The sequence below is a fragment of the Streptomyces sp. NPDC001027 genome (genome assembly GCF_040299045.1).
In the GTDB taxonomy this organism is placed as follows: Bacteria; Actinomycetota; Actinomycetes; order Streptomycetales; family Streptomycetaceae; genus Streptomyces.
Window position 1 is genome coordinate 1 of the sequence record NZ_JBEPBI010000093.1, and the last position, 20824, is coordinate 20824.

Genomic DNA, 20824 nt, shown 5'->3' on the forward strand with positions numbered 1-20824 from the left:
GGTCGGAGCCGGTCGGGGCGCGGTGGTGCCGTACGGGCGCGGCGCTGGGCCGCATGCGTCAGCTCAGCGAGGCGAGGGCCTCGTTCCAGGTGGCCGACGGGCGCATGACCGCCGCCGCCTTGGCCGGGTCGGGCTGGTAGTAGCCGCCGATGTCGGCCGGCTCGCCCTGGACGGCGTTCAGCTCGTCCACGATCCGCTGCTCGTTCGAGGCGAGGGTCTCGGCGAACGACGCGAAGGCCTTCGCCAGGTCGGCGTCGTCGGTCTGCGCGGCCAGCTCCTGCGCCCAGTACAGGGACAGGAAGAAGTGGCTGCCGCGGTTGTCGATGCCGCCGACGCGACGGGTCGGGGACTTGTCCTCGTTGAGGAAGGTCGCCGTGGCGCGGTCGAGGGTGTCGGCGAGGACCTTGGCCTTCGGGTTGTCCGTGGCCGTCGCGTACTGCTCCAGCGACGGGACCAGCGCGAAGAACTCGCCGAGGGAGTCCCAGCGCAGGTAGTTCTCCTTGACCAGCTGCTGGACGTGCTTGGGCGCGGAGCCGCCCGCGCCCGTCTCGAACAGGCCGCCGCCCGCCATCAGCGGCACGACCGACAGCATCTTGGCGCTGGTGCCCAGCTCCAGGATGGGGAAGAGGTCGGTCAGGTAGTCGCGCAGCACGTTGCCGGTCACCGAGATGGTGTTCTCGCCGCGGCGGATGCGCTCCACCGACAGCTTGGTGGCGTCGACCGGGGCGAGGACGCGGATGTCCAGGCCCTCGGTGTCGTGCTCCGCCAGGTAGCCGTTGACCTTGGCGATGAGGTTGGCGTCGTGCGCGCGGGTCTCGTCCAGCCAGAACACGGCCGGGTCGCCGGTGGCGCGGGCGCGGGTGACGGCCAGCTTCACCCAGTCCTTGATCGGCGCGTCCTTGGTCTGGCAGGCGCGGAAGATGTCGCCGGCCGAGACCGTCTGCTCGATCACCGCGTTGCCGGCCTGGTCGACGAGGCGGACCGTGCCGGTGGTCGGGATCTCGAAGGTCTTGTCGTGGGAGCCGTACTCCTCGGCCTTCTGCGCCATGAGGCCGACGTTCGGGACGGAGCCCATGGTCGACGGGTCGTAGGCGCCGTGGGCGCGGCAGTCCTCGATCACGGCCTGGTAGACGCCGGCGTACGAGGAGTCCGGCAGCACCGCGAGGGTGTCGGCCTCCTGGCCGTCCGGACCCCACATGTGGCCGGAGGTGCGGATCATGGCCGGCATCGAGGCGTCGACGATGACGTCGGACGGCACGTGCAGGTTGGTGATGCCCTTGTCGGAGTCGACCATCGCCAGGGCCGGGCCCTCGGCGAGCTCGGCGTCGAAGGAGGCCTTGATCTCGGCGCCCTCCGGGAGGGACTCCAGGCCCTTGTAGATGCCGCCCAGACCGTCGTTCGGGGTCAGGCCGGCCGCGGCGAGCGCCTGGCCGTACTGCGCGAAGGTCTTCGGGAAGAACGCGCGGACCACGTGACCGAAGATGATCGGGTCGGAGACCTTCATCATCGTGGCCTTGAGGTGGACAGAGAACAGCACGCCCTGGGCCTTGGCCTCGGCGATCTGGGCGGTGAGGAACTCGCGCAGCGGCGCGACGTGCAGCACGGAGGCGTCGACGACCTCGCCCTCGAGGACCGGGACCGAATCGCGCAGGACCTTGGTGGTGCCGTCGTCGCCGACCAGCTCGATCCGCAGGGCGCCGGCCTCGGAGATCACGACCGACTTCTCGGTGGAGCGGAAGTCGTCCACGCCCATGGTGGCGACGGCGGTCTTCGACTCGGCGGACCAGGCGCCCATGCGGTGGGGGTGGGTCTTCGCGTAGTTCTTGACCGACGCGGGGGCGCGACGGTCGGAGTTGCCCTCGCGCAGGACCGGGTTCACGGCGGAGCCCTTGACCTTGTCGTAGCGGGCCTGGACGTCCCGCTCCTCGTCGGTCTTCGGGTCGTCCGGGTAGGCCGGCAGCGCGTAGCCCTGGCCCTGCAGCTCCGCGATCGCCGCCTTGAGCTGCGGGATCGACGCCGAGATGTTCGGCAGCTTGATGATGTTGGCCTCGGGCGTCTTCGCCAGCTCGCCGAGCTCGGTCAGCGCGTCCGGGATCCGCTGGTCCTCGGTGAGGTACTCCGGGAACACGGCGATGATGCGTCCGGCCAGCGAGATGTCCCGCGTCTGGACCGCGACGCCCGCCTGCGAGGCGTACGCCTGGACCACCGGCAGGAAGGAATACGTCGCCAGGGCCGGGGCCTCGTCGGTGTGCGTGTAGATGATGGTCGAGTCAGTCACCGGGTGCTCCGCTCCACGTCTGCAACATTGCTCGACATCAAGATATCTCGTACTCGGGTCGGGCTCGACAGGGGTCTCCTCACATCCGGGACGGCCCAGACGCCCCCGGCGTGCAACCGAATCGGCCGTTCTCGCGGTCAAGCAGGTAGATCCACGACCTGATCCGACGGCCGGACCGACCACCCGGCCGCCCGAGCGAAAGCGGACCATGAGATATCGCAGCAGAGTGACGGCCCCCGCGGCCGCCCTGATCGGCACGGCGGCAGTCCTGGCCGGGGGAACCACGGCTCACGCGGACGGGAAGCCCGACGACGCACCCGCCCCCGCCCCCGAGACGCTCGCCGACCCCGTCTTCCCGAACCTGGGCAACGACGGCTACCGCGTCACCGCCTACCGCCTCGACGTCTCCTACGACGCGACGACGGCCCTCGTCGACGCCACGGCGACCCTGGACCTGCGCACCACACAGGCCCTCAGCCGCCTCTCCCTCGACTCCCTCGGCCTCGACATACGCACGGTCCGCGTCGACGGCCGCACCGCCGCCTTCGAGCTGGCGGACGAGAAGCTGCGGATCACGCCCGCCCGCCCGCTGCGCGCACGGCAGCGCGTCACGGTGTGCGTGACGTACACGGCCGACCCGAGGCGCCCCCTCGCGCACACCGCCTGGGTCCCCACCCCGGACGGGTTCGCGATATGCCCCCAGCCGGACTCGGCGCACACCGTGTTCCCGTGCAACGACCACCCGTCGGACAAGGCGGACTTCACCTTCCGCGTCACCGTGCCCGCCGCCCTGCGCGCCGTCGCGAACGGCTCACTGGTGTGCACCGAGAACCTTGCGGGCGACCGGACCGCGTACACCTACCGCTCCCGGTCGCCGATCGCCACCGAGCTCGTGCAGATCACCGTCGGCGACTACGTCGTCAAGGAGCGGCAGGGGCCGCACGGGTTGCGCCTGCGCGACGTCGTGCCGGTCGCCCGCGCCGAGGCCCTGGAGCCGGCGCTCGCCCTCACCCCGGGCCTGGTCGAGTGGCTCGAGGCGCGGCTGGGCGCCTACCCCTTCGAGACGTACGGGCTGCTGCCCTGCAACTCCGACGCCCCGAACGCCTTCGACTTCACCGGCCTCGAGACCCAGACGCTCACCCTCTACAAGCCGAACTTCCTGCTGCAGGCGGAGCCGAAGATCGGCTCGCACATGATGCACGAACTGGTCCACTCCTACTTCGGCAACAGCGTCAGCCCCGCCACCTGGGCCGACCTGTGGATCAACGAGGGCCACGCCGACTTCTACGGGCTGCTCTACCGCTATGAGCGCGGCTGGGCGGACTCCCTGGGCCTGACCTCGTTCGAGGCCCGGATGAAGGACACCTACGCGCGCGGCGACCAGTGGCGCAAGTCCTCCGGCCCGGTCGCCGCGCCCAACGCCGCCAACCTCTTCGACAGCCAGCGCTACCTGGGCGGCGTCCTCGTCCTGTACGCGCTGCGCCAGCTCATCGGCGAGGACGCCTTCCACGCGGTCGAGCGGGCCTTCCTGGCCCGCTACCGCGACTCCTCGGCGTCGACGGAGGACTACATCGCCGTCGCCTCGCGGGTCGGCGGGCAGGACGTCTCCGGCTTCCTGCGCGACTGGCTGTACGGCACGACGACCCCGAGGATGCCCGGTCACCCCGACTGGACGGTCACCCCGGCGCCGCCGTCCCTCACCGCGCCGCGCCGGCGGTCGGACGCGCGTTGGCACGAGAACTCGGCCACGCTCTGACCTGCATGAACGCGGTCAGTCGTGCAGGGCGGGCGTCTCGCCCTGCACGACCCCGTCGCCGGTCCGCTGCTGCGGGATGACGACGGCGCCCGACTGCAGCGCCACCGTGCGGGCGGGCGCCGGGATCCGGATGCCCTCCTCGCGGTAGCGGCGGTGCAGCCGCTTGATGAACTCGTGCTTGATCCGGTACTGGTCGCTGAACTCGCCGACGCCCAGGATCACGGTGAAGCCGATCCGCGAGTCGCCGAAGGTGTGGAAGCGGATCGCGGGCTCGTGCTCGGGCAGGGCGCCGTCCACTCCCGTCATGACCTCCGCGATGACCTCCGACGTCACCCGCTCCACCTGCTCCAGGTCGCTGTCGTAGGCCACGCCCACCTGCACCAGGACCGTCAACTGCTGCTCGGGACGCATGTAGTTGGTCATGTTCGTCTTGGCGAGCTGCCCGTTGGGGATGACGACCAGGTTGTTGGACAGCGCGCGCACGGTCGTCTGACGCCAGTTGATGTCCTCGACGTAGCCCTCCTCGCCGCTGCTCAGCTTGATGTAGTCACCGCGCTGGACGGTCTTGGAGGCGAGGATGTGGATGCCCGCGAACAGGTTCGCGAGGGTGTCCTGCAGGGCGAGCGCCACCGCCAGACCGCCGACGCCGAGCGCGGTGAGCAGGGGGGCTATGGAGATGCCCAGCGTCTGCAGCATCACCAGGAAACCGATCGCGAGGACCAGGATCCGGGTGATGTTCACGAAGATGGTGGCCGACCCGGCGACGCCGGAGCGCGACGACGTCACCGTCTGCACCAGTCCGGCGACGACCCGCGCCGCCGACACCGTCACCACGAAGATCAGCAGCACCGTCAGGCACTGGTTGACGGTGTGCTGGACCGCCTTCGTCAGCGGCAGCACCGCGGCCGCGGCCGCCGCGCCGCCGGCGATCGCCGCCCACGGCACGACGGTGCGCAGCGCGTCCACGACGACGTCGTCGCCGCTCCACTTGGTGCGCTTGGCGTGCTTCGCCAGCCAGCGCAGCACGGTGCGCGACAGAAAGGCCGTCAGCAGACCGGTGGCCAGGGCGATTCCGGCGAGGACGCCGTCGTCGAGGGTCAGCGCGCGGTTCACCGGTCACCTCCGGGAAGTCGATCCGCGGCCGACGCGGCCGCCGACGGCCGGATGTGAAGTCTCATCACGATGTCACCTGTTCGGTTCCGGGATGTGCGATGGCGCCCCCGCCCGGTCGGGCGCCGGGGCGCGATCGCTCATCCTGCCGTATCCGGCACGGCGGTTCGTACCGGAGCATCCGGTCGCGGTGGCCGGATCGCGCCGCTCGGGCGAGGCACGCGACCGGCTCAGACGATCTTCATGCGGACCAGGGCCGCGAGCGTCAGCGCGCCCGGCAGCAGCGGCAGCCACACGGTGATGATGCGGTAGCCGAGGACCACGGCGGTGGCGACCGCCACCGGCCCGCCCGCCGCCACCAGCGCCACCACCAGCGCCGCCTCCACCGAGCCGATCCCGCCCGGCGCCGGCACCAGCGCGACGGCCACCGTGGCCGCCACGTACGCGACCGCCATGTGCGCGGCCGGCACCGGCAGACGCAACGCCTGCCCCACCGCGGCGAAACCGGCCGCCTGGAGCAGCGGGAACGCCAGCGAGCCGCCCCACAGCGCGAACGCCCGGGCCGGCCGGGAGTGCACCGAACGCGCCTCGCCGAGCGCGGTCCGCAGGAACGAGCACACCGCCGACCGCAGCCGCCGCACGCAGGCGAGCACGCCCGCCGCGACCAGCGCCACGGCCGCGAGGGCGGCGAGCAACGGGCCGAACGACCCGCCGGGCAGCAGAGGACCGAGCTTCAGCGCGTCCGGGAAGGCGAGCAGCAGCGCGGCCAGCAGCCCCACCCGGGCCACGCCCTCCGCCAGCAGGTACAGCGCGAGGGCCGCCGAGGAGCGGGCCAGCGGCACCCCGCACACCGACATGAACCGCAGGTTGACCGCGCTCGCGCCCAACCCCGTCGGCAGCAGGTGGTTGGCCGCGCCCGCCGCGAACTGCGCCGCCAGCAGCCGCCGTCCGGGCAGCCGCTGCACGACCGCGCCCTGCCGGGTGACGGCCGCCGCCACCCAGGTCAGACAGGTCGCGCCGACAGCCGCCAGGAGCCAGGGCCACTCGGCGCCGCGCAACTGCGCCACACCGTCGGCGAGCACGGACCGGTGCCGCACCGCCACCGCGGTGACCAGCAGGAGCGGAAGCAGACACAGGAGCTGACGCACCGGCAGTCGCCGGGCCCGTCCGCGGGGGGCGAGAGGAACCGCTGTCACACCCGCCGAGGGTTCCCGCACGGGGCCAACCGCCGGTTTCACCAGCGTGGACGGAACATTGCTCACGGTCATCGGGGCCTTCGTGATCGGGGGCGTCGTGCGCGCGGGCGTCGTGCGCACAACGCCCGTGCCGGGAGCCTTCGGGCAGGCGGCCTTCGTGTCGGCGCCCCGGACGGCGTCGGAGGCGTTCTGGCGGGCGGACGTCGGAAACGGCTTGACCTCAATGATGCTTGAGGTTCTACGGTCGGTCCCATGAGCATGGACGCGATCGCCATGACGCAGCTGTACAGCGTCATGAACAGCCAACAGGAACGCCGCCCCTTCGACCGCGCGACACTGCGCCGCATCGGCGTGTTCGCCCGACCGCACCGCCGCCGCATCGCCCTGTTCGTCGTGCTGGGGGTGCTGACCGCGCTGCTGGCCGTCGCCACCCCCGTCCTCGCCGGGAAGGTCGTCGACGCGATCGTGTCGCACGGCGACCCGGGCACGGTCGTGCGGCTGGCGCTGCTCATCGCGGGCATCGCGGTGCTGGAGGCGGCGCTCGGCATCCTGGGCAGGAGGCTGTCGGCGACGCTCGGAGAGGGGCTCATCCTCGATCTGCGCACAGCTGTGTTCGATCATGTGCAGCGGATGCCGGTCGCGTTCTTCACACGTACCCGTACGGGAGCGCTCGTCTCCCGACTCAACAACGACGTCATCGGAGCGCAGCGCGCGTTCAGCAACACGCTCTCCGGAGTGGTCTCCAACCTGGTCACCCTGGTGCTCACCCTCGCCGTCATGCTCACGCTCTCCTGGCAGGTCACGCTGCTCGCGCTGGTCCTGCTGCCGGTGTTCGTGATCCCGGCGCGGCGGATGGGCCGGCGGATGGCCGGCATGCAGCGGGAGGCGGCCGCGCTCAACGCGTCGATGGGCACCCGGATGACCGAGCGGTTCTCCGCCCCCGGGGCCACCCTGGTCAAACTGTTCGGCCGCCCCGAGGAGGAGTCGGCCGAGTTCGCGGCCCGCGCGGCCCGCGTGCGCGACATCGGCGTCCGCACCGCCACCGCCCAGTCGGTGTTCATGACCGCCCTGACCCTCGTCTCCGCGCTGGCCCTCGCCCTGGTCTACGGCCTCGGCGGCCACCTCGCGCTGAAGGGCTCCCTCGAACCGGGCGCCGTCGTCGCCCTCGCCCTGCTGCTGACCCGCCTCTACGCCCCGCTCACCTCGCTCGCCGGAGCCCGCGTCGAGGCGATGAGCGCCCTGGTCAGCTTCGAGCGGGTCTTCGAGGTGCTCGACCTGAAACCGCTGATCGAGGAGAAGCCGGACGCCCGCGAGGTCCCCGAGGGCCCGGTCTCCGTCGAGTTCGACGACGTCCGCTTCGGCTACCCGTCCGCCGACAAGGTCTCCCTCGCCTCCCTGGAGGAGGTCGCAGTCCTGGACTCCCGCGGCGGCGACGAGGTCCTGCACGGGGTCTCCTTCCGCGCCGACCCGGGGCAGACCGTCGCCCTCGTCGGCTCCTCCGGCGCCGGCAAGTCGACGATCGCCCAGCTCCTGCCGCGCCTCTACGACGTCGACGAGGGCGCCGTCCGCATCGGCGGCGTGGACGTCCGCGACCTGAGCGCGAGCTCGCTGCGGGCGACCCTCGGCATGGTCACCCAGGACGGCCACCTGTTCCACGACTCCGTCCGGGCCAACCTCCTGCTCGCCCGCCCCTCGGCCACCGAGGACGAGCTGTGGGACGCGCTGCGCCGCTCCCGCCTCGACGACCTCGTGCGCTCCCTGCCCGACGGGCTCGACACCGTCGTCGGCGAACGCGGCTACCGGCTCTCCGGCGGCGAGCGCCAGCGCATGACCATCGCCCGGCTGCTGCTGGCCGGCCAGCGCGTCGTCATCCTCGACGAGGCCACCGCCCACCTCGACAACACCTCCGAGGCGGCCGTCCAGGAGGCCCTCGCCGAGGCGCTCGCGGACCGTACGGCCGTCGTCATCGCGCACCGGCTGTCCACCGTCCGCGCCGCCGACCTGATCCTCGTGGTCGAGTCCGGCCGGGTCGTGGAGCGCGGCGACCACGAGCAGCTGCTGGCCGCCGGCGGACGGTACGCGGAGCTGTACCGGACCCAGTTCGACGAGCCCGCCGCGACCGAGGCGGCCGCCCTGTGACACGGCGGTGAGGGGACGGGACGGCGTGGGGCCGCCGTCAGCGTCCGTCGCGCGCGGCCCGGACGAGGGCGTCGAAGAGGCCCTGCTGCGCCGGATCCTCGTGGGCGGTGTCCTCGGGATGCCACTGGACGGCGGTGAACCACCCCTGGCGGTCCGGGAGTTCGAGGCCCTCCACGGTGCCGTCGGCGGCGCGCGCGGTGACCGTGAGGCCCACGCCGACGCGGTCCACCCGCTGGTGGTGGTAGCAGGAGGCCTCGACCTTGCCGACGCCGGCGGCCCGCTCCAGCAGCGAGCCGCCGCGCACCGCCACCGGGTGCACGACGTGCCGGTGCTCGCGCTCCGGGCCGCCCATGTCCTGCTCCAGGGCGCCGCCGAGCGCGACGTTGACGACCTGCATGCCCCGGCAGATCGCCAGCAGCGGCAGACCGAGGTCCAGCACGGTGCGGGCGACCCGCAGATCGAAGGCGTCCTGCAGCTCGTCGACGTCGTAGACGCTGGGGTGGGCGTCGGCGGCGCCGTAGCGGTGCGGGGCGAGGTCGCCGCCGCCGGGGAGCAGGACGCCGTCGAACCGGGCGAGGCGGGCGGCGACCTCCCGCTCGTCCTGGTCGGCGGGATGCAGGCCGACCGGCTCGCCGCCGGCCCGCCAGACCGCCTCGACGAGGGCGCGGGCGTTGACCTCGGCGGCGTAGCGCAGCGCGGACGTGGTCGCGCTGAAGCGCGCGGGGATCGCGACGAGGGGGCGCGGGGACGTCGTCGTCACAGCTGGATCCAGGTGGTCTTGAGCTCGGTGTACTTCTCCAGGGCGTGCGCGGACTTGTCGCGTCCGTTGCCCGACTGCTTCATGCCGCCGAAGGGGACGGTCAGGTCGCCCTCCTCGTAGCAGTTGACCCACACCGTCCCGGCCTTGAGGGCGCGTGCGACGCGGTGGGCGGTGGACAGGTCGGAGGTCCACAGGCCGGCGGCGAGGCCGTACTCGGTGGCGTTCGCCAGCCGCACCGCCTCCTCCACGTCGTCGAAGGCCAGCACCGAGAGCACCGGGCCGAAGATCTCCTCGCGGGCCAGGCGCATGCCCGGATCCACCTGGTCGAAGACCGTGGGGTGCAGGTAGCTGCCGCCGGTGTCGGTCAGGGTGCGGGCGCCGCCGGCCCGCAGGCGCGCGCCCTGCCCGACCCCGGCGCCGATGTGGTCGAGGACGCGCTCCAGATGCCCCTCGCCGACCAGCGCGCCCATCTCGGTCGCGGGGTCGAGGGGGTCGCCGACCCGCAGTTCGCGGGCCCGGGCCACGATCGCTTCGGTGACGCGTTCGGCGACGGAGGAGTGCACCAGCAGCCGGGAGGGGGCGGTGCACATCTCGCCCTGGTTGAAGAAGATGCCCCAGGCGGCGGTGGCGGCGGCCTTCTCCAGGTCGGGGGCGTCGGGAAGGACGATGTTCGGGGACTTGCCGCCCAGTTCCAGCCACACGCGTTTGAGGTTGGAGTCGGCGGCGTAGCGCAGGAAGTGCCGGCCGACGGCGGTGGAGCCGGTGAACGCGAGCACGTCCACGTCGGGGTGCAGGCCCAGCGCCCGGCCCGCCGTCGGGCCGTCCCCGGCGACGACGTTGAGGACGCCCGGCGGCAGTCCCGCCTCGGTGGCGATCCGCCCCAGCGTGAGGGCGGACAGCGGTGAGCTCTCCGACGGCTTCAGCACGACCGTGCAGCCCGCCGCCAGCGCCGGCGCGATCTTCCAACTCGCCAGCGTCAGGGGGAAGTTCCACGGCACGACGGCGCCCACGACGCCGGCCGGCTCCCTGGTGACCAGCGCCAGGGCGTCCGGGGCGACGTGCGGCGACTCGTCGGTCAGCTTGTCCGCCAACTGCCCGTACCAGCGGAAGGTGTTGATGGCCGCGCGCAGCTCGATCCCGTACGCGTCGGTGAACGGCTTGCCCATCTCCAGGCTGACCGTCAGGGCGAGGTCCTCCCGCCGTTCCTCGAGCAGGTCGGCCACGCGCAGCAGGATGCGGCCCCGCTCGGCGGGCGCGAGCCGCGGCCAGGGCCCGGAGTCGAAGGCCCGGCGGGCGGCGGCCACGGCCAGGTCGACCTCGGCGCCGTGCGCGTCGGCGACCTCGCCGAGGACCTGTCCGTCGCGGGGGGAGACGACGGTGAACGCGGCGCCCGAACCGGGCTCGTCCGCCCCGTCGACGTGGTGCTGGGCCGGCAGCCGCAGCTCCTTGGCGCGGCGCAGCAGATCGTCATGGGTGAGGGCCGGCATCTCGGCTCTCCTGTTCTCTTCTTGGTCTGCTTCTCTTCTGGGTCTGCGGTCCTGTGCGGTCTTCTGCGTGGGGTGCGGTGGTCCGGGCGAGGGCCGCGTCCGCCGGGAGAGCCGCGGCCCGTGATCCTCGGCCTGTGATCCCCTGCCCGTGATCGGGCGCCCTGGCTCGGGCGCCGGCGGCGGCGTCCGGGGAGTGAGGCCGCCGCCGGCCGTTCGCGCAGGACGCGGGGGTCAGGCGCCGGCCGCGTGCCTGCCGCGGGTCAGCCGTGCCGCGAACAGCCCGAGGACCAGCACCGCCGGGACGGTCAGCTGGAGCCAGAGGGCCGTGGCCCGGTCGCCCCCGATGAGCGTGGTGAAGTTCTCGATGATCAGCCAGATGGCGCCCGCGATGCCGAGCGCGCCCAGCACGGGTGCGACCAGCGTGTTCCAGATCCGGGTGTCGGCTCGCGAGCGGCGGAAGAACACGACCACGGAGACGGAGGTCAGGAAGTACAGGAGCATCATCGCCAGTACGGCGACGCCGCTGAACCAGGAGAACAGCGTCAGCACCGGGTCCTTGCCGAGCAGGGCGAACGGGACGACCAGCGCCGCCGCGATCACCGTCTGCACGGCGCCGGCCGCCCAGGGGGAGTGGCGCCGGTTGAGCCTGGTCAGCCGGTGCGGCAGCAGCCCCTCGCGGCCGAGGGAGAACAGATAGCGGTTGGCGGAGTTGTGGAACGCCAGGATGCCCGCGAACAGCGAGGTGGCCAGCAGGATCGGCAGCACGTCCCCGGCCCAGGAGCCGAACAGCGCGGTGATCGGCGCGAAGACCCACGACGTCGCGTCACCGGACTCCAGCGCCTTGCCCGCCTCCGCCGTCGCCGCGGACGCGCCGTGCGCCGAGACCAGCATCCACGAGGTGAAGGCGAAGAAGCCGGTGACCACCGCGACCGACAGATAGGTGGCGCGCGGCACGGTCCTGCGGGGCTCGCGCGCCTCCTCGCCGTAGATGGCGGTGGCCTCGAAGCCGAACATCGACGCCACGGCGAACATCAGCGCCACGCCGGGCGCGCCCTCGAGCGCGGCGTGGGGTGAGAAGCTCGCGCCGAAGCCGAGGCCCTCGGGGCCGCCGCCCTTGAAGAAGGTCACGAGGGCGAACACGATGAGGATGCTGAACTCCGCGAGGACGAAGACGGCCAGCAGCCTCGCGCCCATCTCGATCCCGGCGGCGCCGAGGATCTGGACGACGGCCATGGTCAGCAGCGTCCAGACCCACCAGGCGAGGTGCACGTCGGCGTAGTACGCGACGAGGCCGCCGACGGTCGCGCCGTAGAGCCCGTACATGGCGGCCTGGATGGCGCAGTAGGCGAAGAGGGCGACGGCGGCGCTGCCGGAGCCGGCCGAGCGGCCGAGGCCCTTGCCGATGTACGTGTAGAAGGCGCCGGCGTCCACCACGTGACGGCCCATGGCGACGAAGCCGATGGAGAACAGCAGGACCATGACGCCGGCGGCGAGGTACGCGGCGGGCGCGCCCGCCCCGTTGCCGATGGCGACGGCGATGGGGACGGCCCCGGCGATGCCGGTCAGCGGGGCCTGGGCGGAGAGGACGAAGAACAGGATGCCCAGGACGCCGAGGGAATCGGGCTTGAGTCTGCCTGTCGTGCTTGCGTCGTGCGGGGAGTGCGGGGCGACCGCCGTCTGACTGTCCACTCGGATCACCTGTCGGGGACGGGAAGGGATGGGAGTTTGTTTTGAGCCAAACGAGTTGCCTCATGGTGGTCGGGAACTATCCGTTTGGCAAGGCTCTGCGGAAAGATTTCCGCCCCGGCGTCGAAGGTCGGGGCCCCGGCCGGGCGCCGTCCGCTTCAGGCGTGCGCAGGCGGCCGCCGTCGCCCGACGTCCGGCACCGGACGAGCCGTGCCGGGACGGGGAACGCGCAGGCCGGGTGGCCAGGCGCGATCAGAGACCGACCGTGATCGGAGGGTCGGTCGTGTCCGCAGAGTCGGCCGTGATCGGCGGGGCGGGCGCGTCGAGCGGGCCGGGTGTGATCAGAGGGTGGGGCGTGATCAGGGGGTCGGGCGCGGGGCGTCGCCGGGGTCACCGGCTTCGCCGGACGCGGCCCGGAGCCTCAGCAGGGAGCGCAGCTGCTCCAGAGCGGCGTCCGTGACGTCGGGCTCGCCGAGGACGAGCTGATGCAGCACCAGCCCGTCGAGGGCGGCGAAGACCAGCCGGGCCAGCGCCTCGTCCGCGCCGGCGGGCAGCATCCGGCCCAGCTCGCGCCGGCTGGCGTCGAAGTACTCGTCGTACAGCTCGCGGATCTGCGGCAGCAGCTCGGGCCTGCGGCGGGACTCCAGCAGCAGTTCGTACTGGAAGGCCTGGGTGCCCGGATCCGCCGTGACCATCTCGGACAGCCCCGTCGAGAAGTCGTCGATCTCGCCGGTGCCCGGCTCCAGCGCGCTGATGCTCAGCGAGGTGCGGATGGTGTGGGCGAGGGCCGCCTCGATCAGCGCGTCACGTGAACCGAAGTGGTGGACGACCAGACCGTGGGTGACCCCGGCCTCCTCGGCGACCGCCCGGTAGGTGAGCCTGCGCAGTCCGCCCCGCGCCACCACGCGCACGGCGGCGTTCAGCAGGGCCTCGCGGCCCTCGCCGTAGTGCAGGCGCTTGCGGGGCCGACGGCTCGTCGGGGCGTCCGCGGAGTCGGTCATGCCGGTGACCCTACCCGCCGGCCCGGCGGCGGCCCTCGCGGGCGTCACCGCCGGGGGGGCGGACGCCGCGGAACTCCCAGTCGCCGCCGAGCGCGGTGGACAGCACCTCCTCGGACTCGGTCGGCTGGGCGCCGACGTCGGAGCGGATCGCCGTCGGGCCGGTCACGATGTGGTTGGTGAGCCGTCCGAGTCCCTCGACCTCCACCTCGACGACGTCGCCGGGTCGCACGGGACGGGAGTTGGCCGGGGTCCCCGACAGCAGGACGTCGCCCGGGTACAGGGTGATGGTGCGCGCGATGTCGGCGACGAGGTAGTGCATGTCCCACTGCATCTCGTCGGTCGAACCGTCCTGCACGACCTCGCCGTTGACGTACGTGCGCAGCCGCTTGCCGTGGAAGTCCCAGTCGGTGACCAGCCCCGGCCCGAGCGGGCACAGGGTGTCGGAGCCCTTCACCCGGAGCATGCTGCCGGCGTCGGTGTCGCGGAAGTCGTGCAGACCGTAGTCGTTGGCGACGGTGTACCCGGCGATGAACTCCCCAGCCTCGGCGGGCGAGATGTTGCGCGCGGTCCTGCCGATCACGATGGCGACCTCGCCCTCGTAGTTGAGCCACTTGCAGCCCTCGGGGCGGACGATCGCGCCCCGGTGGGAGTTCAGGGAGGAGGTCGGCTTGTGGAAGTAGGTCGGGGTGGCGGGCAGGTCGATCCCGAACTCGTCCACGCGGCTGCGGTGGTTGAGGTGGACGGCGATCACCTTCGACGGCACGACCGGCGGCAGGTGCTGAGCCTCCTCGGTCTTGACGCGACGGCCGTCGCCGGCGACGAGTTCGTCCCCGTCGACGGTGACCTGGACGGCGGCGCCGTCCAGCAGGATGCGGCGGTACTCGGGCATGGCGGGGCTCCTAGGGGCGGCTGTGCGGGGTGCGGCCGGGCGCGGGACGACTGGGCGGGAGGCTGTCGGGCGGGGTGTGCGCGGTGCGGGCCCCGGCCGGCCCGGCTCCGGTCCAGCCGTCGGACGGGCGGTCGAACCAGAGGTGCGCCTGGCCGGTGCCGATCGAGTTCTCGTACTCGCCGTACTGGCGGGCGGTCGCGACGCAGGCCTGCTCGCCGAGGGCGCCGGCCATCATCAGGTAGTGGAAGAACTTCGCCTCGGGCCGGTACTTCCAGAACTCGTCCATCGTGTCGAGGACCTTGTCGTGGCGGCCCTCCTTGAACCAGGCGATGCGCTCGTGGTCGGCCTCGCGCGCCGCGGGGGTGAAGATGTGCGCCGGGTCGCTGGACTCGTGGTCGCGCAGTTCGCGCAGCGGCCAGAAGGTGTGCGAGAGCGCGCCGGACGCGATGAGCAGGACCCGGCGGCCGGGGGTGGCGGCGATGCCGTCGGCCAGCGCGCGGCCGAGCCGCAGATGGTCCTCCATGTCACCGGTCTGGCAGACCCCGATGGTCACCCACCGCTTGTCGGGCAGGCCCTCGCCGAGGTACTTCCACAGGTTGATGGTGGCGTAGTAGACCGGCAGGCAGTCGTCGTCGATCGCGGTGATCCACGTGCCGTGCCGGTCCGCGAACCTCTCTATGTTCTCGGCGAGTTCGGGGTCGCCGGGATAGTCGTACGGCATCCGGCACATGCCGCGCGGCAGCTCCTCGGAGGTGAACAGCCCGGCGCGGCGCCGCTGTGCGGTGACGACGAACTCGACGGTCGTCGCCCAGTGCGAGTCGAGGACGACGACGGTGTCGTAGTCGTCGCGGGCGAAGACGTCCTCGCGCAGCTGTCGCAGCCCGGTGACGAGGGTGATCTCCCTGCCCTCGTTGAGCTCCCGCCGTTGCTCCTCGGGGAGCACGATGGTGGGGACGTGGGCGAGCAGGCCCGCCCCGACGATCTCACCCATGGTCCCGGCTCCATCCGTTCGGTGCGGTCACGGTGTTCTTCAGGTCGCAGTAGAAGTCGAAGCTCCAGGAGCCGCCCTCGCGGCCGACGCCGGACTGACGCGCGCCGCCGAAGGGGGCGCGCAGGTCGCGCACGAAGAAGCAGTTGACCCAGACGGTGCCCGCGGCCAGCCGGGCCGTGACGCGCTCGGCGCGCTCACGGTCGCCGGTGGCGAGGGTGGCCGCGAGGCCGAAGCGGGTGTCGTTGGCGAGCCGGACGGCCTCGTCCTCGGTGGTGAAGGTCTGCAGCGTCAGGACGGGTCCGAAGACCTCCTCCTGGACGATCTCCGAGTCCTGGGCGACGTCGGTGAGCAGGGTCGGCGCGTAGTACCGGTCTCCCTCGCGGCGCCCGCCGACGACCGCGCGCGCCCCGGCCGCGACGGCCCGCCGCACGAACCCGTCGATCTTCTCCAGCTGGCGGGGATGGATGGTGGGTCCGATGTCGGTGGCCTCGTCGCGGGGGTCGCCCTGGGTGAGCTGTCCGGCCTTCTCGACGAACCGCCGGGTGAACTCCTCGGCGACCGACTCATCGACCAGGAAGCGGGTGGCCGCGAGACAGACCTGGCCGGCGTTGTCGTACTGCTCCACCGCCAGGTCCACGGCGAGGTCGAGGTCGGCGTCGGCGAACACCAGCAGCGGTGACTTGCCGCCGAGTTCGAGGCTGAGCGGGGTGAGCTGGGCGGCGGCCGACGCGGCGATCCGCCGGGCCGTCGGGACGGAGCCGGTGAAGCTGATGCGGCGGACGTCCGGGTGGGAGGTGAGCGCGTCGCCGATCTCGGAGCCGTAGCCCTGGACCACGTTCAGCACCCCGGCGGGCAGCCCCGCCTCGGCGGCGATGTCCGCGAGCAGCGACGCGGTCAGCGGGGACCACTCGGCGGGCTTGAGGACCACGGTGTTGCCGGCGGCGAGGGCCGGGGCGACCTTCCAGGTGGCGAGCATGAGCGGGGCGTTCCACGGGGTGATCAGCACACTCGGGCCCGCCGGGTCCCAGGAGACGTGGTTGGCGTGGCCCCGGGTGTCGAAGTCCTCGTGCTCCAGCTTCAGCAGCCAGTCGGCGAAGAAGCGGAAGTTGTGCGCGACCCGGGGCATCACGCCGCGGCGGTGCGAGCGCAGCAGGGCCCCGTTGTCGGTGGTCTCGACGATCGCCAGCTCCTCGAGCCGCTTCTCCACGCCGTCGGCGACGGCGTGCAGGATGCGGGCGCGTTCGGCGCGCGGGGTGGCGGCCCAGGCGGGGAAGGCGGCCTTGGCGGCGGCCACGGCGGCGGCGGCCTCCACCGGGGTGCCGCGTGCGATCTCTCCGATCGCGCGGCCGTCGATGGGCGAGACGTCGGTGAACGTCTCGGCGGAGGCGACGCGTTCGCCGCCGATCCAGTGCCGTGCGTCGACGGTGACCCCGGCCACCGTGAGGGTGTGCTCGATCATGCCGGTCTCCAAGTTCTGTGATGCGTGCGGGGGTTACTCGGCGCCGGACATGCCGGACTCCAGCAGCCGGCCGCCGTCCCAGACGACGCCGACCTGCCGGTAGTAGGCGGCGATCGGCTCGTGGATCTCCAGCCGGGCCAGTTCCTCGGTGGGCGCCTCGAACAGCTCCAGTTCGGCGTCGCCGACCCACGCGGGGCCCGCCTCGAAGGAGGCCGCGCCGGTCTCGATCAGCTCGTCGAGCGCCAGCCCCTTCCCCTTCTCGATGGAGGGCAGCCAGCGGTGATGCGCCATGGGGTGCGCGTTGACGAACCCGTTCGTCTCCGACGGCTCGCGCAGCGTCACCACGGCCTGGGCGAGCCGCCGGTCCGCCGCGGCCAGCGTCGCCCCGAAACGGGCCCCCGCCCCGATGCGCGGAGCGGGCCCGTAGGGGTGCGGGCGGGTCTGGTGGATCGAGCCGAGCTTCTTCGGGTAGCCCTGGTGGAGCCCGCGGGCGATGGCGAAGTCCTTGTCGACCCAGATGTAGACGCACCGCGAGTAGGTCTGCCCGCGGTAGGCGCAGCGGACGACCGCGAACGCCTCCTTGTACTGGGAGAGCACCGGGTCGAGCAGTTCGTCGCCGGAGGCGGAGCAGGACTGCCAGTCGGCCCAGATCAACGCCACCGCGCCGGGGTCCTCGTCGGCGAGCTCCAGCGGCTCGGGGAGGAGTTCGCGCACCCGGGCCGGATCGGTCCGGTACTCGACGGTGAGCAGGTCGCCGGAGTAGCGCCACGGCGGAGACGGGATCAGCGACGAGGCGCCGCTCGCCGTCTTGGGGTGGAAGTAACCACGGACGAGGGACATGACGGGCTTCCTTAGGGGGTGAGAGCGGGCGACTTCAGCAACTGGGCGCGGTAGCGGGCGGCGGCGGTCGCGACGGACGGGCCGCCCAGGGCGACGACGCCGACCAGCCGGCCGCCGCAGTGGTAGCCGACCAGGACGTCGCCTTCCAGGTCGCCCTCCAGGACGCGCACGTCGTCCTTGCCGAGGACGGGCGCTCCGAACGACTGCAGCCGGAAGTCGTGCTGGTCGCTCCAGAAGGTGGGCAGCGGAGCGAAGGGGCCGGGCGCCGCGTCGGCGCCGGTGAGCCCGGCGACCAGGGTCTTCGCGGCGTGCCTGGCGGTGTCGGTGGGGATCGACCAGTGCTCGACGCGGCGGGCCACACCGTCGTAACGGGCGTTGGGGAACCGGGCCACGTCGCCGACGGCGACCACGTCGGGCCGGCCGCCGACCCGCAGCCGCTCGTCGGTGAGGACGCCGTCGGCGAGGTCGAGGCCGTTGCCGTCGAGCCATTCCACGTTGGCGACCGAGCCGACCGACTCGACCACCACGTCGGCGGGCAGCACGCGGCCGTCTCCGAGGACGACGCCGGTCACCCGCTCCTCGCCCCGGAACCCGGCCACTCCCGTGCCCAGCGCGAAACGCACCCCGCGCTCCTCGTGCCGCTTCAGCAGCGCGCGGCCGAGCTGCTCGCCGAGCGGGCCGGCCATGGGCAGGGGCAGCGGGTCGACGACGGTCACCTCGGCCACGCCGAGACGGACGGCGGTGGCGGCGACCTCGCAGCCGATGAAGCCCGCGCCGACGACGACCAGCCGGACGCCGGGTCGGGTCAGCTCCTCCCGCAGGTCCTGCGCGTCGTCCAGGGTGCGGACGGTGTGCCGGCCGGCGAGCGGCCCGGGGCAGCGCAGCCGTCTCGGGCGCATCCCGGTGGCGACGACCAGCCCGTCGTAGGCCAGCGTGCGGCCGTCGTCGAGGGCGACGGTGCGTTCGCCGAGCCAGGCGGCGACGACCCGCGTGCCGAGCCGCCACTCCACGTCGGCCGCGGACGCCTTCGGGGTGAAGGCCAGCGACGCGAACGGCGCCGTGCCCGCCAGCACGTCCTTGGACAGCGGGGGCCGGTTGTAGGGCATGTGGGGCTCGTCGCCGACGATGGTGACGGCCCCGGTCCAGCCCGCCGCGCGCAGCTGCTCGGCGGCGCGCAGTCCGCCCATCGAGCCGCCTGCGACGACGATCGTCCCGGTCATGGACTCAGGCCTCGATCCGGATGGCCTGCAGCGGGCAGACGTCGGCGGCTTCCTCGACCTCGTCGCGCAGCGCGTCGTCGGGGTCGGGGACGTAGGCGAGCCGGCCGTCGTCGTCCAGCGAGAAGACGTCCGGGGCGGCGAAGACGCACTGGCCGTGGTCCTGGCACTTGTTCATGTCGACGACGACCTTCATGGCGGTCCTCCTGAGGGGTGAGCGCGTCGGAGCGGAAGGGGAAGTGGAGGAGCGGGAGGAGAGTGCGGAGCGGGAGAGGCGGGTGGGAAGGCGGGGAACAGGGGGAGACGGAGGGGCCCGGCCGGGTGCGGCACGGACGGCGTCCGGCCAGGGCCGGGCCCCGGTGCCACAGGGGGGCGGGGGTCTCCCGCCACCCTGACTCGTTTGGCGTCAAACAACATAGGAAGCCGCCGCCCCCTGGTCAATACCTGTCCAGATGGATAAATTTTTTGCGAGACCCCCTTGCGGGTCGCGACTCCCTTCCATACCGTTCGGGATCAAATGAACGGCTCCGAGGGTTCGCCCGGGACCGTCCTCCCGCTCCCTCCCGGCCCCGGACCCGCCGCCTGTGCGCCTCCCCGCCCGGCCGACGCCCCGGGGGAGCCCGCCTTTCCGCCCTAGGAGAACCCGGTGAGCGCATCCGACAGCCCAGACATCCGCCGGCACATGGAGCGGCTCGCCGCCGAGGGTGTCGACGTGGTCCGGGTCCAGTACCCCGACCTGATGGGGACCGACCGCGCCCGTGACGTCCTGCTGGACCAGCTGCCCTCGGCCGGCGAGCACGGCCTGGCCTTCTGCCGCGCCGTCTACCACACCACCCCCCAGGGCGACGTGGTCCCCGTGCCGGGGGGCCTCGACGCCGGACTGCCGGACGTCTGCGTACGCCCGGACCTCTCCACCGCCGTCCCCCTGCCCTGGGAACCCGGCGTCGCCGCCTGCCTCGGCGAGGTCAGCGACCCGGCGACCGGGGAACCGGCCGCGGAATCCCCGCGCGACCTGCTGCGCACCGTGCTGGCCCGTTGCGCCGAGCAGGGACTGCGGCCCGTCGTCGGCCCCGAGCTGGAGTACTTCCTCCTCGAACCGGCCCCCGGCACGCCCACCGGCTGGCGCCGCGCCCCGGAGACGACCGGCGCCGTCTACACCGCCGGCCTGCGCGCCGACCCCGGCAACCATCTGCTGCGCACCCTGCGCCTGCTGCGCGACCTCGGCCTGGGCGTCACCAACGGCAACCACGAGTTCGACGGCGGCCAGATCGAGATCAACCTGACCCACTCCGACGCCCTGGACGCGGCCGACCGCGCCTTCCGCTTCAAGGCCGCCGTCAAGGAACTGGCCCGCAAGGAGGGCAAGCTGGCCACCTTCATGGCCAAGCCCTTCGGCGACGCGGGAGGCTCCGGCTTCCATCTGCACCTGTCCTGCGACGACGCCGAAGGCCGCAACGCCTTCGACGACCCGTCCGGCGCGTACGGCCTCTCGGCCACGGCACGGCACGCCGTCGCGGGCATCCTGGCCCACGCTCCCGCGCTCGCGGCGCTGGCCAACCCCACCGTGAACTCGTACAAGCGCTTCGGCCCGGACACCCTCGCGCCATGGCTGATCGACTGGGGTCTCGACAACCGCAGCGCCATGGTCCGCATCCCGCCGGAGCGCGGCAGCGGCGCACGGCTCGAGCTGCGTCTCGGCGACGCCGGCGCCAATCCCTACCTGCTCGTCGCGGGCACGATCGCCGCCGCCCTGCTCGGCGTCCGGGCGGGCGAGGAGCCCGCCGCCCCGCTGGAGGGCTACGGGTACGACACGGCACGCTCCGCCGTGCTGCCCACGAGCCTGCCGGCGGCGCTCGACGCGCTGGAGGCGGACACCGCCCTCACCGACCTCCTCGGCAAGGACTTCACCGCCTCCTTCCTCGCCTACAAGCGCAACGAGGCCGAGCGCTTCGGCCGACACGTCACCGACTGGGAGTTCACCGAGTACGCCTACCACCTCTGAACCCGACGGACCG

Annotated in this window: 16 protein-coding genes; 3 read left to right on the forward strand and 13 right to left on the reverse strand. The window is 72.8% G+C overall.

Features of this window, described 5'->3' with window-relative positions; genetic code table 11:
- Positions 1–58 precede the first annotated feature (58 nt).
- Entirely contained in the window at positions 59–2278 is a 2220-nt protein-coding gene (locus tag ABT300_RS24075; RefSeq protein WP_351679222.1) for an NADP-dependent isocitrate dehydrogenase, read from the reverse strand.
- A gap of 226 nt (positions 2279–2504) precedes the next feature.
- On the opposite strand from ABT300_RS24075, the gene ABT300_RS24080 reads away from it, so the two are divergent.
- Positions 2505–4034 (forward strand): M1 family metallopeptidase, encoded by a 1530-nt coding sequence (locus ABT300_RS24080; protein ID WP_502977988.1) that lies wholly within the window; start codon positions 2505–2507, stop codon positions 4032–4034.
- Between the two features lie 15 nt (positions 4035–4049).
- Here the strand turns inward: ABT300_RS24080 and ABT300_RS24085 are convergent, their stop codons facing one another.
- Positions 4050–5147: a mechanosensitive ion channel family protein gene (locus ABT300_RS24085; protein ID WP_351679228.1), complete on the reverse strand. Its 1098-nt coding sequence runs from the start codon at positions 5145–5147 to the stop codon at positions 4050–4052.
- 227 nt (positions 5148–5374) lie between these two features.
- Positions 5375–6340, reverse strand: coding sequence for a lysylphosphatidylglycerol synthase transmembrane domain-containing protein (locus ABT300_RS24090; protein ID WP_351679230.1), 966 nt, complete (start codon positions 6338–6340; stop codon positions 5375–5377).
- Positions 6341–6598: 258 nt separating this feature from the next.
- On the opposite strand from ABT300_RS24090, the gene ABT300_RS24095 reads away from it, so the two are divergent.
- Positions 6599–8479, forward strand: coding sequence for an ABC transporter ATP-binding protein (locus tag ABT300_RS24095; protein WP_351679270.1), 1881 nt, complete (start codon positions 6599–6601; stop codon positions 8477–8479).
- 37 nt (positions 8480–8516) lie between these two features.
- On the opposite strand, the gene ABT300_RS24100 is transcribed toward ABT300_RS24095, so the two are convergent.
- From ABT300_RS24100 to ABT300_RS24145, 10 genes are all read right to left on the reverse strand, one after another.
- Entirely contained in the window at positions 8517–9239 is a 723-nt protein-coding gene (locus ABT300_RS24100; protein ID WP_351679233.1) for a gamma-glutamyl-gamma-aminobutyrate hydrolase family protein, read from the reverse strand.
- Positions 9236–10726 (reverse strand): aldehyde dehydrogenase, encoded by a 1491-nt coding sequence (locus tag ABT300_RS24105; protein ID WP_351679236.1) that lies wholly within the window; start codon positions 10724–10726, stop codon positions 9236–9238. Before ABT300_RS24105 ends, ABT300_RS24100 begins: the two co-directional genes overlap by 4 nt.
- Before the next feature lie 231 nt (positions 10727–10957).
- Positions 10958–12415 carry an APC family permease gene (locus ABT300_RS24110; RefSeq protein ID WP_351679238.1) on the reverse strand — a complete coding sequence of 486 codons (1458 nt, stop codon included), beginning with the start codon at positions 12413–12415 and terminating at the stop codon, positions 10958–10960.
- Between the two features lie 356 nt (positions 12416–12771).
- Entirely contained in the window at positions 12772–13413 is a 642-nt protein-coding gene (locus tag ABT300_RS24115; protein WP_351679239.1) for a TetR/AcrR family transcriptional regulator, read from the reverse strand.
- 10 nt (positions 13414–13423) lie between these two features.
- Entirely contained in the window at positions 13424–14302 is an 879-nt protein-coding gene (locus tag ABT300_RS24120; RefSeq protein WP_351679242.1) for a fumarylacetoacetate hydrolase family protein, read from the reverse strand.
- Positions 14303–14312: 10 nt separating this feature from the next.
- A complete protein-coding gene (locus ABT300_RS24125; protein WP_351679245.1) occupies positions 14313–15293 on the reverse strand; it encodes a 3,4-dihydroxyphenylacetate 2,3-dioxygenase in 981 nt (326 codons plus the stop codon).
- Positions 15286–16752: an aldehyde dehydrogenase gene (locus tag ABT300_RS24130; RefSeq protein ID WP_351679248.1), complete on the reverse strand. Its 1467-nt coding sequence runs from the start codon at positions 16750–16752 to the stop codon at positions 15286–15288. Before ABT300_RS24130 ends, ABT300_RS24125 begins: the two co-directional genes overlap by 8 nt.
- 33 nt (positions 16753–16785) lie before the next feature.
- Positions 16786–17592 (reverse strand): acetoacetate decarboxylase family protein, encoded by an 807-nt coding sequence (locus tag ABT300_RS24135; protein WP_351679251.1) that lies wholly within the window; start codon positions 17590–17592, stop codon positions 16786–16788.
- 11 nt (positions 17593–17603) lie between these two features.
- Positions 17604–18812 carry an NAD(P)/FAD-dependent oxidoreductase gene (locus ABT300_RS24140; protein ID WP_351679254.1) on the reverse strand — a complete coding sequence of 403 codons (1209 nt, stop codon included), beginning with the start codon at positions 18810–18812 and terminating at the stop codon, positions 17604–17606.
- 4 nt (positions 18813–18816) lie between these two features.
- Positions 18817–19005, reverse strand: a complete 189-nt coding sequence (locus tag ABT300_RS24145) for a ferredoxin (protein WP_351679256.1) — start codon at positions 19003–19005, stop codon at positions 18817–18819.
- A gap of 450 nt (positions 19006–19455) precedes the next feature.
- On the opposite strand from ABT300_RS24145, the gene ABT300_RS24150 reads away from it, so the two are divergent.
- On the forward strand, positions 19456–20811 hold the full coding sequence (locus ABT300_RS24150) for a glutamine synthetase family protein (RefSeq protein WP_351679258.1): 1356 nt from the start codon (positions 19456–19458) through the stop codon (positions 20809–20811).
- Positions 20812–20824 lie beyond the last annotated feature (13 nt).